Source organism: Streptosporangium sp. NPDC005286, from assembly GCF_040607515.1.
In the GTDB taxonomy this organism is placed as follows: Bacteria; Actinomycetota; Actinomycetes; order Streptosporangiales; family Streptosporangiaceae; genus Streptosporangium.
The window spans coordinates 17,981-31,857 of the sequence record NZ_JBEXGU010000051.1; the positions used below are offsets into that span (position 1 = coordinate 17,981).

12 protein-coding genes are annotated in these 13,877 nt (G+C 72.1%); 6 read left to right on the top strand and 6 right to left on the bottom strand.

Features of this window, described 5'->3' with window-relative positions; translation table 11 throughout:
• The first annotated feature begins 37 nt into the window (after positions 1 to 37).
• The 3 genes from ABZU75_RS20225 (at position 38) to ABZU75_RS20235 (ending at position 2,900) form a co-directional block, all read left to right on the top strand.
• Positions 38 to 694, top strand: coding sequence for a response regulator transcription factor (locus ABZU75_RS20225; RefSeq protein ID WP_355556141.1), 657 nt, complete (start codon positions 38 to 40; stop codon positions 692 to 694).
• 285 nt (positions 695 to 979) lie between these two features.
• Positions 980 to 1,720 carry an alpha/beta hydrolase gene (locus tag ABZU75_RS20230; RefSeq protein ID WP_355556144.1) on the top strand — a complete coding sequence of 247 codons (741 nt, stop codon included), beginning with the start codon at positions 980 to 982 and terminating at the stop codon, positions 1,718 to 1,720.
• Positions 1,713 to 2,900: an acyltransferase gene (locus ABZU75_RS20235; RefSeq protein WP_355556147.1), complete on the top strand. Its 1,188-nt coding sequence runs from the start codon at positions 1,713 to 1,715 to the stop codon at positions 2,898 to 2,900. The genes ABZU75_RS20230 and ABZU75_RS20235 overlap by 8 nt, the downstream gene beginning before the upstream one ends.
• A 101-nt stretch (positions 2,901 to 3,001) precedes the next feature.
• Here the strand turns inward: ABZU75_RS20235 and ABZU75_RS20240 are convergent, their stop codons facing one another.
• The 5 genes from ABZU75_RS20240 to ABZU75_RS20260 are packed head-to-tail and all read right to left on the bottom strand — an operon-like array spanning position 3,002 to position 8,250.
• On the bottom strand, positions 3,002 to 3,889 hold the full coding sequence (locus ABZU75_RS20240) for an STM4011 family radical SAM protein (RefSeq protein WP_355556217.1): 888 nt from the start codon (positions 3,887 to 3,889) through the stop codon (positions 3,002 to 3,004).
• 56 nt (positions 3,890 to 3,945) lie between these two features.
• Positions 3,946 to 5,319, bottom strand: coding sequence for an STM4012 family radical SAM protein (locus ABZU75_RS20245; RefSeq protein ID WP_355556221.1), 1,374 nt, complete (start codon positions 5,317 to 5,319; stop codon positions 3,946 to 3,948).
• 29 nt (positions 5,320 to 5,348) lie between these two features.
• Complete coding sequence (locus ABZU75_RS20250; protein ID WP_355556224.1) at positions 5,349 to 6,155, bottom strand: STM4013/SEN3800 family hydrolase; 807 nt, start codon at positions 6,153 to 6,155, stop codon at positions 5,349 to 5,351.
• Positions 6,156 to 6,187: 32 nt separating this feature from the next.
• The gene (locus tag ABZU75_RS20255) at positions 6,188 to 7,303 is read right to left on the bottom strand and encodes an STM4014 family protein (RefSeq protein WP_355556149.1); all 1,116 of its coding nucleotides are present in this window, start codon (positions 7,301 to 7,303) and stop codon (positions 6,188 to 6,190) included.
• A complete protein-coding gene (locus tag ABZU75_RS20260) occupies positions 7,300 to 8,250 on the bottom strand; it encodes an STM4015 family protein (RefSeq protein WP_355556152.1) in 951 nt (316 codons plus the stop codon). The genes ABZU75_RS20255 and ABZU75_RS20260 overlap by 4 nt, the downstream gene beginning before the upstream one ends.
• A gap of 115 nt (positions 8,251 to 8,365) precedes the next feature.
• Here ABZU75_RS20260 and ABZU75_RS20265 point away from each other — a divergent pair, with 115 nt between their 5' ends.
• On the top strand, positions 8,366 to 9,793 hold the full coding sequence (locus ABZU75_RS20265) for an MFS transporter (protein WP_355556155.1): 1,428 nt from the start codon (positions 8,366 to 8,368) through the stop codon (positions 9,791 to 9,793).
• Positions 9,794 to 9,799: 6 nt separating this feature from the next.
• Here the strand turns inward: ABZU75_RS20265 and ABZU75_RS20270 are convergent, their stop codons facing one another.
• Positions 9,800 to 11,029 (bottom strand): cytochrome P450, encoded by a 1,230-nt coding sequence (locus ABZU75_RS20270; protein ID WP_355556158.1) that lies wholly within the window; start codon positions 11,027 to 11,029, stop codon positions 9,800 to 9,802.
• A gap of 95 nt (positions 11,030 to 11,124) precedes the next feature.
• Between ABZU75_RS20270 and ABZU75_RS20275 the strand changes: the two genes are divergently transcribed.
• Positions 11,125 to 12,534 (top strand): FG-GAP repeat protein, encoded by a 1,410-nt coding sequence (locus ABZU75_RS20275; RefSeq protein ID WP_355556161.1) that lies wholly within the window; start codon positions 11,125 to 11,127, stop codon positions 12,532 to 12,534.
• A gap of 39 nt (positions 12,535 to 12,573) precedes the next feature.
• A complete protein-coding gene (locus ABZU75_RS20280; protein ID WP_355556164.1) occupies positions 12,574 to 13,788 on the top strand; it encodes an ROK family transcriptional regulator in 1,215 nt (404 codons plus the stop codon).
• Positions 13,789 to 13,877: the final 89 nt, after the last annotated feature.

Here is a 13,877-nt window from a genome sequence, read left to right on the forward strand (position 1 = left end):
GGCCGAAACCCGGGGTCTCCACGCTCAAGGAGATTCGATGACGATCCGGGTGCTCATAGCCGATGACCAGGGCATGGTACGGACCGGCTTCACCGTTTTCCTGAGCTCGCAGCCGGACATCGAGGTCGTGGGCGAGGCCGCCGACGGGCGCGAGGCCGTGACCCGGACGGCCGAGCTGCGGCCCGACGTCGTGCTGATGGACGTGCGGATGCCGGTCATGGACGGCCTCGCGGCGACACGGGAGATCATGGAGTCCACCGGCCCCACCCCGAGGATCCTGATTCTGACCACGTTCGACCTCGACGACTACGTCTACGAGGCGCTGCGGGCCGGGGCGAGCGGGTTCCTGCTCAAGGACGCCTCGGCGCAGCAGCTGGCCGAGGCGGTACGGGTGCTGGCGGCCGGGGAGGCGCTGCTGGCGCCCTCGGTGACCCGGCGGCTGATCGCGGAGTTCGCCCGCGTCGGCCCGCACCGCCCGCGCGGGCGCCTGGACGACATCACCGAGCGCGAGACCGAGGTGCTCGCGCTCATCGCGCGGGGCAGGTCCAACCAGGAGATCGCCGAGGAGCTGATCCTGTCGGAGCAGACCGTCAAGACCCACGTGGGCCGGATCCTCGCGAAGCTGAACCTGCGCGACCGCGCCCAGGCGATCGTGCACGCCTACGAGACGGGCCTGGTCCGCCCAGGCGAATGAGTCCGCGGCGCCTCGGGGCCTGCGGAGTCATCTTCCCCCCGCCCGCCGGACACCGCACCGGACGACGAACGGTTCGCGCGGTGACGCGACCGGTCACCGGACACTCGCGCCCCGGCCGGGCTCTCACCTCCGCCCTGAGGGTCCTGGTGGCGCCGGCCTCGCTCGCCGGGTGAGCCCGCATCACCCCCGAGAGGGATCGCGAAGACACCTCCCCGGGGTGATGCGATCGACGGGCCGCGGTTCCTAGCCTCCTGTCCAATCCCGCAGGCCGGACAGGAGGCTCGCATGTTCCGCCGCACGCTCATCGTGGCCGTCGCCACGGCGCTCGCCTACCTGACGGTCCCGCCGCCCGTGGGCGACCGGGTGATCCGGGTCTACGGCGATCTCGCCGCGGCCGAGTACGTCGCGGTCATCGTCCCCGGGGCCGACACCACGGCCGCCACCTTCGACGGCGGCAGGGCCAAGCGGTACAACACGCCGGGGGGAGGGGCGCGGGCGGTGCTGGCCGAGGCCTGGGCGCTGGATCCGGGGGCGAGGCTGGCGGTGGTCGCCTGGCTCGGCTACGACAGCCCGGCGATGCTCAGCCTTCGCGTGATGACCGGCGGGGCCGCCGAGCGGGGCGCGGTGGAGTTGCGGCGCTACGTCACCGGGGCCCTGGGAGGCAAGCGGGTCAGCCTGCTGTGCCACAGCTACGGCTCGGTGGTGTGCGCCGGGGCCGTACCCGCCTCCGGCGTCGCCGACACGGCCGTCTTCGGCAGCCCGGGACTGGGCGTCTCCTCGGCTGCCGAGCTGGGCGGCACCCGTCTGTGGGTGGGCAGCGGCGCCCTCGACTGGATGCGCGAGGTGCCCAAACTCCGGATCGGCCCGTTCGGCTTCGGCCCCGATCCCGCCGCCCCGGCCTTCGGCGCCCACCCGTTCGGGACCGAAGCCGCCGGGCACGACGACTATCTCAAGCCGGGCAGCGAGTCGCTGCGCAACCTGACCCTGATCGCCCTCGGCCGAGGCGGCGAGGTGTCCGGTGGTTAGCCTCACGGCCAGGATCGAGGCGGCCACCCCGGTCGGCAGGGACAGGGGGGTGGACACGCTGCGGGCGCTGGCGATCCTGGGCGTGGTGCTGGGGCACTGGCTGGTGACGGCGTGGGCGCCGGGCCCGGCGGGGGCGGTGTACATGGCCAGCCCGCTCAGCCACCTGCCGGCGTTGACACCGCTGTCCTGGGTGTTCCAGACACTGGCGGTGTTCTTCTTCGTCGGCGGCTACGCGGCGGCGCGCGGCCTCCGCCCGGCGGCGGCCCTCGGGCCGGACTCCGCGGCCCCCACCGCATCGCGCGCTCCAGCGGGGGTTGCCCGCGAGGCGTATCCGGCGGGGGCGTGGGTGCGGGCCAGGATGGGGAGGCTGCTGGGGCCGGTGGTGCCGCTCGCCCTGGTCTGGACGGGAATCGCAACGGGGATGGCGCTGCGCGGGGCTCCGGTGGGGCTGATCAGGTCGATGGTGTTCCCGGCGGTGGGGCCGCTGTGGTTCCTGGCCGTCTTCGCCGCGCTGACCGCGGCCACTCCCCTGCTCCTGCGGGCGCATCCGGCTGTCACGGCCGCCGTGGCGTTCGCGGTGGTGCTCGGGGTGGACCTGGCCAGGTTCTGGCTCGGCGGTCCCGCCTGGCTGGGATGGGCGAACCTGGTGGCCGGCTGGCTGGTGCCGTACGCGCTGGGGATCGCCTGGGCGAGTGGCCTGCTCGGCTCACGCCGGGTGGCGGTGGGTCTGCTGGCCGGCGGGGCGGTCGGGGCGGCGCTGCTGGTCGCCGGATTCGGGTATCCGGCGAGCATGGTGGGGGTGACCGGGGCCGCGGTCTCCAACCTGGGGCCGCCCACCCTGGCGGCGGTCTGCTTCGGGCTCGCCCAGGTGGGGGTGGCGCTGCTGGCGCGCGCTCCGCTGGCCCGGTTGATGCGGCGTCCCCGGCTGTGGGCCACGGTCGCGCTGGCCAACCTGTCGGCGATGACGCTCTTCCTGTGGCACCAGAGCGCGCCGGCCGTGATCGCCGTCGCCGCCCTGCGCCTCGGCGACGTCCCCGGCCTGCTGGCCGTGCCGGACGAGCCGGTCTGGCTGCTGCACCGGCTGGCCTGGTTTCCGGTGTTCGTGGCGGTTCTCGCGCTCGCCTGGTTGCCGGGAGTCATCCGGAGGCGGCTTGATGACAGGAGGCCGTCATCTGCTTGACGAGGCGGCACAGCTCTTGCGCCGCCATTTCTCTGGCACCATGTCAGTCGCGGAACACCCTGACGGGCCGCCTGGCGCGCCTGGCCGTTCGTCATCCAACCTCAGCGGGCGGGGATGCGTTCCAGGACTCCCCCGGCGAAGACGTCGTAGAGGCCGGTCGCCTCCAGGTGCACGTAGCCGATGTGGCAGTCGCAGATCGCCGCCGGGCACGCCGTGGCCCTCGGCCTGAACGTGCCCTCGTAGAGGTTTCCGAGCACGGCCGGGACGAAGTGGCAGCGCCGCACGGTGCCGTCGCCGTCGACGGAGATCACGCTGTCGCCGGTACGGCAGGGCAGGCCGGCGCTCCGGTGCGGTGTCCGGCTGTGCTGGAAGAGCGGATCTATCGCCGTCCAGTCGGCGGCCTCGTCATCGGTGTAGGCGGCGCCCTCCGCCGCGTTCACCCAGACGTAGACCTCCGCGGGCAGGTCGGCCCGGATGCGGCGGGCGTGGCCGAGGTGCTCGGGCAGCCCGACGACGCCGACGCTGAAACGGACCCCGTGCGCGACCAGGTCGCGGCAGCGGGCGAGAAAGCGCTCGTGGGTGACCTGGCCGGGGTGGTAGGTCACCCAGAGGGCGAGCGTGTCCAGGTCGGCCTCGGCCAGCCAGCCGGACCGGCAGCTGAGGTTGGTCTGGATGGCGACCCGCCGCACGTGCGGGAGGTGGCTCAGCTCGACCATCGCCCGGCGGTACCACGAGCGGACCAGGCCCTCGCCCCACGGGGTGAACAGCACCGAGACCGGATGGTCCCGTCCCGCCACCCAGGCGGTGAACCGCTCCAGCGCCGCCCGGTCCCGGCTCAGCTGCTCCGGGCTGTCGCGCCGCTTGGCGAACGGGCAGTAGGGGCAGTCGTAGTCGCAGCTCGCCAGCGGCCCCCGGTAGAGGATCGTCAGGTGATCGCGACCTTCGCCGTCGGCGCTCGGATCATTTGATCCACCGGGCCTGCCCGGCAGGAGCGGCAGGTGGCGGATTCCGGAGGCGGGGGCGCCGGGTGAGTCGGCCAAGCCTGTCACCGTTCCTCGTATCGGGCCATCAGCGCGCGGACCCTGCCGGAGAACAGCGCGGGACCGATCGCGTCGGAGCGGGCCAGACCCTCGGCGGTGAGCCGGAGCCACCCGGGGCGCGCCCCTTCGCCGCCCGGCGGCGGCGCGTCACGCTCCAGCAGACCCCCAGCCGTCAGGCGCTCCAGCTCCTCGCCGAAGTGGGTCTCGGCCCCGGCTCCGAAGCGGGCACGGTAGACCTCGGGATCGAGCCCGTCGGCTTGGAGCAGCGACTGGATGAGGTGGCGACGGCGCCGGTCCTCCTCGTCCAGCCGGAAACCCACGTTGGCGACCGCGAACTCCCCGTGAGCCAGGCGCACGTAGTCGTCGATGATCGCGCGCACCTGGCCGGTGCCGACCGCGTACTCGTGGGAGTAGTGCAGATGAGAGGTGTAGGAGCGGGCACCGCAGCCGAGGCCGACCATGCCGTCGCTCTGGCAGCTGTACTCGGCGGGGCTCGACCGCCCCGGCAGCCGGAACATCCGCATCGAGATCTGCTCGTACCCGGCGGCGAGCAGGTGGTCGCGGCCCTGACGGTAGAGGGTGAGCCGGTGGTCGTCCCAGTCGCGGGCGCGACGGCCCAGACCGGTGAGCGGGCGGACGTACAGGGGGTAGAGGTAGATCTCCTCGGGCTTCCAGGCGAGCGCGGCGTCCAGCGAGTAACGCCAGGACGCCTCCGTCTGCCCGTCGATGCCGTAGATCAGGTCGAGGTTGAGCGTCTCGAACCCGGCCTCGCGGATCCGGCCGAGCGCCGTCTCGACCTCCTGCCGCCGCTGCGGCCTGACCGCCGCGCGAGCCTCGGCGTCGACGAAGCTCTGCACGCCGATCGAGATGCGGGTCGTGCCCCGCTCGGCGAGGACCGCGAGCCGGTCGGCCGTCGCGGTCGCCGGGGAGGTCTCCACGGCCATCGGGACGGTCCGCAGGTCGGCGCCCATGATCTGCTCGGCGAGGTCGAACATCCTGGTGAGCTCGGCGGCCTTGAGATAGGTCGGCGTGCCGCCGCCGACGGCCGCCGCCACGAAGCGGGGACCGTTCAGGGCACCCCGTACGGCGCTCGCCTGGCGTTCCAGCGCGCCGAGATAGGCGTCGACGAGCTCCTCGGGGGCGCCGGTGCGGGTGAACAGGTTGCAGAATCCGCAGCGCATCTCGCAGAACGGGATGTGCAGGTAGAGGAAGAGGTGGTCGACGGGCTCCCTGGCCCACACCTCCGCCAGCGGCGGACGCGGATCGAGCGGCCGGTAGGCGGTCTTGTGCGGGTAGGCGTAGACATACCCCTGATACGGCCCCGCATCGGGTGAGGCGGCGTCCGGCGGCGGCGCGGGTGCGCCCCGCTCGCCGTCCACCACCTCTGGCGTCCGGCCAGGACTCGGAGTCAACGCCACTCCCCCCGCTCCATCGTGAACTCACCGTAGGGCACGGTCCAGACGACCTCGTGACCGATCCGGTGCCCGACGTATCCATCTTCACCGTAGGCGGTGCCGTGATCGGAACAGACGATCGCGAACCCAGGGCGCCGTTCGCTCATCAGCGCGAACAGCCTGCCGATGTGCCGGTCGACGTATTCGAGCGCGGCGGCGTGGCTCCGCCGGCTGTCACCGTGCTCGCGAGTGGCGCCCGGCAGGTGGAACCAGTTCGGCTGGTGCAGGGCCGACACGTTGACGAACAGGAACACCGGACCGTCCACCCCCGTGACCACCCGCTCGGCGCATGCGATCTGCGCTTCGAACGAGGTCCGCGAGGTGACCCCGAACCCCGGCTCCCAGTGGCTCTCGGCGAACATCGCCGGCAGCGCGGACCCGAGCGGGGTCAGCTTGTTGAAGAACCCCACCCCGCCGACGCAGACCGTGTGGTACCCCGCCCCGGCCAGCCCGCCGGGCAGGTCGGGCGCGTCGAACACCCAGGTGCCCGGGGCCGTGGTCTCGCTCCCGGGGAACGCGGCGGCGAACGGGCGGGGATGCGGTCCCGGGTCGATCGGGGTGGGCAGGAAACCGGCGAGGATCGCGGCGTGCGCGGCGTAGGTAAAGCTCCCCGGACTGTGCCGCCGCTCCCACCGGCCGCCCGGCAGTGCCCTGCTGAGATTCGGCAGCCGACCCGCCGCCAGCAGTTCCTCCGCCACGTCGTACCGAAGCGTGTCGAGCGTTACCAGCAGCAGGTCGTGGCTGCCCACGATCTCGTTCATGTCACGCATCGGCCCCGCCTTCGCCCCCGAGGTCACGGGACCGCCCGGGTCGCGGTTCTCCCCGCCCCCTGCGGCGAGTACCGGGCGAGGATCGCGCGGACCTGGGCACCGTAGGTGTCGAGGCCCTCCGCGCCGCTACCGGGCAGGCCCTCCAGCCGGGGCAGCAGGTCGCCGAACGCGTTGACCTCGGCCACCGCGAGATCGTGCCAGTCGGCCCCGACCATCAGGTCGACCCCGGCGGCCGGACTCCCGGGAAAGCAGGCTGCCGCCCGTGCGCAGACCTCCAGGGCCCGTTCCCATCCCTCGGCGCCGAGTCCGGCCCTGACCTCGCCGAGGTCGCCGCGCAGACCGCCGAGGTGCAGGTTCGTTATGGGCCCCCGGCTCGTGCGGACGACCACGTGGGTGGGCGTGCCGTCCACGACGACCACCCTCAGATCGATCGCGCGCCCGCCGAGGCTCGCCTTGGGAAACCATCGCTCGACGTGCAGCCCGTCTCCGGCCAGCGCCTCGACGATCGCCGCCAGGTCGGACTCGTCCTCGTAGCACCTGACCCGCAGGGAGTTGCGCAGCCCCCCGGAGGTCAGCTCCGCCGAGGTCACCGCCCTGACCCGGTCGCCCGACGCGTGCAGGGCGACGACCCCCGAGGCCGACGAGCCATGGGCCGGTTTGACGAACACCCGCCCCCAGCGGGCCTCGCCCATCCGCTCGCGCAGCTCGGCATAGCCGCGGATCGGTCCGGGAAGCGCGGGCGGCACCGGCACCCCGGCCGCCGACAGCCTGGCGTGGCAGCGTCGTTTGTCGAACATCACCGAGATGTCCTCGACGTCGGCGAGCAGCACGGCCCCCGGAGTCCGGCCGACGGCCTCGCTGACCCGCGCCGCCCCGGCGACGAACGCGGCGTGCCAGCGGGCCCCGCCGCCGACCCGGGACGGCTCGCCGCCTCCGCGCAGCAGCTCGTCCGTCTCCGCGTCCTCCCCCGGCGAGTCGATCCGTACCAGCGTCTCCGGCTCAATCCGGATCTCCGCGCCGCGCAGCACGGACGTCCACGGCAGGACCGCGGGCTCGCGCAGTCCCTGCCGGACGCAGGCGTCGGCGAACATGGTCACCCGCCGCTCCCCCGGCGTGCCGACGACGGCGAGCGCGGTCATTCGGAGACCGCGACGTAATACCAGTCGTCGTCGGGCTTCTCCTGTTCGGACAGGTCGAGCTCGACGCCGGAGAACGCCGCCCTGAGGCGCTCGACCATGGCGTCGCCCAGGAAGTGGTGGTGCAGGTCCAGCCGCCTGAGGTGAGTCAGCGACCCGCTCTCCAGCAGCGCCTCGGCACCCGCGTCGGTGAGCGTGCCCATCGACAGGGCCAGCGACTCCAGCCGGGCCACCACCGGGGCTGCGGCGACGGCCGTGGCGACCTCGTCCTGGATCTCGCTGTCCTGCAGGCCGAGGTGCTTGAGCGCGGGCAGCCGCTCGCCGGACAGGATGCCCTCCAGATCGGCCACCGTGGTGTCTCCGCCGTACTCCACCGCCCCGAGCCAGAGCTCCAGGTATTCCAGCGCGGGGAAGTCGCTCTCGCCGACCGCCCTGGCCACCGCTGGCGGCAGGCCGCCCGTCTCGAACCGGAGGATCCTGAGGTTGTCGTGCCGGATCGGCCGCAGCTCCAGCTCGGTGCCGCCCCGAACCTCCAGGCGCTCCAGCAGCGGGAACGCCGCCAGCAACGGGGTGACGTCGCTCTGCACGATCCAGGAGATCTCGCACTCCTCCGACGACATCGCGCCGAAGAAGAGCGAACGCAGTGCGGGAAACCGCGCCGCGTTCTCGGCCAGCAGCCGGATGGGCCCCGAGGCGTCGTTCTCGTAGGCCTCACCCCAGCCGCCGACGATGATCGCCCTGACCTCGGTGGTGTCGACGGTCTCCACGAAGCGCGCGAAGTGCTCCTCGAAGGTCTCCTTGGCGTCGTGGACGCGGACCGAGATGCGCCACGCCGCCTCGCCCGCCGCGGGCATGGGCGCCCCCGGCGGGCGCAGGCTCACGATGGGCAGGCCCGCGTACTCCCCACGGTGGAGACCGTCGACGTCGTCGTTGAACTCGCTGTAGTCCATCGGAAACTCCCGTCAGGCTTAACGTGGCAGGACCCGTCCTACCAGAGTCACCCGACATTCTCTGAATCATGCGCGCAGGTCAGGTGGGCACGGGGCGTCAGCGATGATGGACGGCATGGACAACGGTCACATCCGTCTCAATTCTGCGGCGGGACGCTGGGTTCTGCTCACCACGGTGCTCGGTTCCGGCATCGCCCTGCTGGACAGCACGGTGGTCAACGTGGCGCTGCCCGCCCTCGGCGCCGATCTCGGCGCCGACATGGCCGGTCTGCAGTGGACCGTCAACGCCTACACCCTCACCCTGGCGGGTCTGATCCTGCTGGGCGGCTCGCTCGGTGACCGGTACGGCAGGCGCAGGATCTTCCTGATCGGCGTCGTCTGGTTCGCCCTCGCCTCCGCCCTGTGCGGTCTGGCGCCCAACGTGCAGACGCTGATCGCGGCCCGCGCGCTGCAGGGCATCGGCGGGGCGCTGCTGACCCCCGGCTCCCTGGCCATCATCCAGTCGTCCTTCGACCGCGAGGACCGTCCCAGGGCTATCGGGGCGTGGTCGGGTCTGGGCGGGGTGGCCTCGGCCATCGGCCCGCTGCTCGGCGGGTGGCTGGTGGAGACGGCCGGCTGGCGCTGGGTGTTCCTGATCAACCTGCCGCTGTCGGCGCTCGTCGTGCTGGTCGCCCTGCGGCATGTCCCGGAGAGCAGGAACGCCGAGGCCGCCGGCCGGTTCGACGTGCTCGGCGCGGCGCTGGCGGCGCTGGCGCTGGCCGGGATCACCTACGGCCTGATCGGCCTGGAGGTCGTCCCGATCCTGGCAGGCGTGTCGCTGGGCGCCGCGTTCGTCTGGCTGGAGATCAGGCGCTCGCCCAGGGCGCTCGTACCGGTCGAGGTCTTCGCGTCAAGGGTGTTCACCGCGGTCAACGTCGTCACGTTCGTCATGTACGCCGCGATGGGCGTGGTGTTCTTCCTGCTGGTGGTCCAGTTGCAGGTGTCGGCGGGATTCTCCCCGCTGCTGGCCGGGTCCGCGATGATCCCGGTGACGATCCTGATGCTGCTGCTGTCGGCCCCGGCGGGCGAGCTGGCCAAGCGGATCGGGCCCCGGCTGCCGATGACGGCCGGCATCCTGGTCTGCGCGGGAGCCCTGCTGCTGATGTCGCGGATCGGCCCCGGCTCGTCGTACGTGGTGGACGTTCTGCCCGTGACGACCCTGTTCGGCCTGGGTCTGTCGGCGGCGGTCGCGCCGCTCACCGCGACCGTGCTGGCCAGCGCCGACGAGCGGCACGCGGGGGTGGCCAGCGGCGTCAACAACGCCGTCGCCAGGACCGGCGGGCTGCTCGCGGTGGCCGCGATCCCCCCGCTGGCCGGGCTGACCGGTGACGCCTTCGACTCCCCCACGATCTTCACCACCGGATTCCATACGACCATGCTGGTCAGCGCGTCGATGATGGGCCTCGCGGCGCTGCTCACCTTCCTCACCATCCGGGGGAACGTGCTGATCCGCTCGGAGCCGAAGACCGGCTGCCCGGTGACGGCTCCCCAGCCCGGCAGGTGACCGCCCTCAGAAGGTGAACGCCTGGCTGCGGACGCTGTTGTCGAAGTTGGACACCAGCAGCTCCGGCTCGCCGACCGAGCGGACCTCGGGCAGCCGGGTGAACAGCTCGCGGAACATCGCCCTGATCTCCTGCCTGGCGAGGTTGGCCCCCAGGCAGAAGTGCGGCCCCGGACCGCCGAAGCCCACGTGGGGCTTGGTGTCCCGGGTGATGTCGAACCGGTCGGCGTCCGGGAAGACCGTCTCGTCGCGGTTGGCCGAGCCGTAGAAGAGCACCACCTTGTCGCCCGCCTTCAGCTGCAGGCCGCGCAGGTCGTAGTCCTCGGTGACGGTGCGGCGGAACTGCATGATGGGTGAGACGTAACGGACCATCTCCTCGATGGCGCCGCCGATGTGGGCGTCGAAGTCGTCTGCCAGCAGGCGCCGCTGCTCGGGGTTGTCGGTCAGCAGCTTGATACCGTGCGCCATGGTGTTGCGGGCCGTCTCGTTGCCCGCCACGAGCAGGAGCGTGAAGAACGACCCCAGCTCCCTGTCGGTCAGCCTCTCACCGTCGACGTTGGCGGTGACCAGCGCGGAGACCAGGTCGTTGCCCGGTGCCCCCGAGCGCTCCCTGCCCAGGTTGATCACCAGGCGCTGCAGGGCGAGCAGCGCGAGCGTGTTCTGGGCGGCCATCCTGACCGTGTGCGCCAGGCTGGGCCGCACGCCGGAGTAGGCGGTGGAGATGTCGACGTGCTGGTGGACCCTGGCCCGCACGTCGTCCGGGACGCCCATCATGTCGCAGATGACGTGGATGGGCAGTTTGGCGGCCACCTGCGTGACGAAGTCGCCGGGCCCCGAGGCCGTCACGTCGTCGACGATCCGCGCGCACGCGGCGTCGATGTCGCCCTGCAGGTTGCTCAGCATCTTCGGGCTGAACGCGCGGGAGACGATCCGGCGGAGCCGGGCGTGCCGGGGGTCGTCCATGTTGACCATGGACTCGCCGAACACGTGCTTGACCCAGCCGGGCGGCTCGGGGCTGGTCACGCCGGGCTCGCTGGAGAACACCTTGGCGTTGCGGCTGGCCTCCACCACGTCGGCGTGCCTGACCAGCGCGTAGAAACCCTTGCCCGAGCGGAGCAACGGCACCCGCTTCTCCTCGAAGAACACCGGCCGGTCGAGATCCCGAAGCCGCGCGAACGCCTCATGCCGCTCCTTGAGCGGCCGCCGCCAGAATCCCAGGTCGGCCAGGTCGATTTCCATGCTTCCAATCCTGGCATGTTCTTTACCCGTACCGGCCACGTGAATTTCATATCCTTGTGGGCCGCGTGTCCGAATTATCGGAAACCATTACGGCTATGAGAGCCGTGTTTCTCGTCTCCATTGCCTTCACCTCCCTTCTGGTCTCCACCTCCCCCTCCATGGCGAACGCCTGCTCCGGCGTACCCTCCGACTTCGACGGCGACGGACGGGCCGATCTCGCGGTCGCCGCGCCCTACACCCGCTCCGGCGGCCACGCCCGCGCGGGGGCGGTCACCGTCCTGTACGACATGCGCACCGCCCGGAGGCTGACCCAGGACGACCCCGGCGTGCCCGGCGAGAGCGAGACCGGGGACGCGTTCGGCTCGGCGCTGGCGACCGGTGACTTCGACGGCGACCGCTGCGCCGACCTGGCCGTGGGCGTCTCCGAGAAGGACCGCTCCCGGCCGGGAGCCGACGGCGACGGAGTGGTGCTGCTGTTCCACGGCTCGCCGGACGGCCTGCGGCCCGGCAGGGTGATCGACGCCGGCGACCTGGGCCACGAGCGAGACTCCGGCCGGTTCGGGGCCGCGCTCGCGGCGGGGGACCTGGACGGAGACGGGGACGACGAGCTGGTGATCGGCGCCCCGGGGCTGGGTGGCGGCGCGGTCGGGGTGTACGGGTTCAGCGGACGCGAGCCGTACATGATCACGCAGCGGACCGGATGGGTGGGACAGCCCGAGAAGGAGACCGACCAGTTCGGCGCGGTGCTCGCCACCGGGGACTTCGACGGCGACGGACGGGCCGAGGTCGCCGTGGGCGCGCCCGCGGACACGGTCCTGAAGAACGGCCAGGGCTCGGTCACCGTGCTCGACGTCCGGCGGCGGAAGGCGACCTTGCTCACCCAGGACAGCCCGGGGATCAGCGGCCGCGCCGAGGCCTGGGACTTCTTCGGCGAGGCCCTGGCATCCGGTGACTTCAACGCCGACGGCCACGCCGACCTGGCGATCGGCGTACCGGGCGAGGGCCTGACCGAGAACCAGCGGGCGATGGACTACGGCGACGGCACGGTGCACGTCGTCTACGGCTCCCGCGCCGGGCTGCGCACCGCGGTCTCGGAAACCTGGTCGCAGCGCTCCCTGAAGGGGGAACCGCGCTATTTCGACCGCTTCGGCGCCGCCCTCGCCGCCGGAGACCTCAACGGTGACGGCGACGACGAACTGGCGATCGGGGTGCCGGGTGAGAACGCCGTCCAGGTGCTCGCGGGTACCCGCTCCGGCGGGCTCACCAAGAACAACAACCTGCTGATCACCGGCGAGGGCGGCGACTTCGGCGGGGCTCTGGCCATGGTCGCGGGCCGCGGCCTGGTCATCGCCGCCCCAGGCGACGGCAAGCTCACCCTGCTGCGCGGGACCGTGCGGAAGGGCCCCTACCCCGGCATCCGCCCATCGACGGCGAGGACGCTGGCCACCGCCGCCAAGGGCACCCTGTTCGGCTACGCCCTCACAAACTCGTCCTCACCCCGGTAGACGACCGTTTTCTTCGACTCGCTACCTAAGATGATGGTCATGTTCGACGCACAGCACAGGACCGTCCGCGACCTACGCCGAGGCAACCGGGCGATAGTGCTGCGCGCCCTCTACTTCGAGGGACCCGCCAGCCGCCAGGAGCTCAGTGAGACCATCGGGCTCAGCCCCGCCACCGTGAGCAACGTGACGGGAGATCTGCTGGCGAGCGGGACCATCGTCGAGGCGGGCCTGGCCGACTCCGACGGAGGCAGGCCGCGCGTGTTGCTACGGGTCAACACCACCCACGGCTACGCCATCGGCGTCGACGTCGGCGAGACGCACGTGCACGTCGAACTCTTCGACCTGGACATGAACCGCCAGGCCAAGGCCGAGTACGCGCTCCGCCCGACCCGGCACGACGTCGATCTGGTCGTCCGCCACATCATCGAGGGCATCGACGTGGTCCTGAACGAGAGCGGCGTGCCCGCCGAGCGGGTGCTCGGCGTGGGGGTGGGCGTTCCCGGCGTCGTCGAGACGGGGCCCGACGCCCTGATCCACGCCCCGACCTTCGGATGGGACGCGGTCCCCCTCGGCAGGCTCCTGCGGGCGGGCACCGACCTGCCGCTCTTCGTGGACAACGGCGCCAAGTCGATGGGGCAGGCCGAGCTGTGGTTCGGCGTCGGGCGCAGGGCCAGGCACGCCGTGGTGGTGCTGATCGGCTCGGGAGTCGGGGCGAGCATCATCACCGACGGAACCACGTACCTGGGGGCCAACAGCAGCGCCGGCGAGTGGGGCCATACGAAGATCATGGTCGGCGGGCACCGGTGCCGCTGCGGCGGAGAGGGCTGCCTGGAGGCGTACGTGGGGGCCAGGGGCATTCTGGAACGTGCCGGGGCCTGGACGGAGAGCGTCGACGAGCAGGCCGCGCTGGCCGAACTGGTGGCCGGCGGTTCCCCCGTCATCGACGAGACCGTCACCTATCTGGGCATCGGCCTGGCCAACCTGATCAACCTGTTCAACCCTGAGCGGATCATCATCGGCGGCTGGGCCGGCGTGCTGCTCGGCGAGCACCTGCTGACGAGGATCAGGAAGGTCGCCGCGGACAACTGCCTGGCGCAGCCGTACAAGACGGTCTCCATCGGTCTGGGCCGCCTCGGCGTCGACTCCGTCGCGCTGGGCGCGGCCACCCTCGTGATCGAGAACTTCCTGCAGGCCGGCACGACCTCGAAGCCGAACGGCGCTCCCAGGCGTCCCCGGAACCGCGCCGGGATCTGACCGTTCGTTCCGGCTCGTTCCGCAGCAGGACGGGAAGGGCCCGTCCCATGCGGCGGGCCGTGCGGCCGGGACACCGGAGAGCCGGGCCG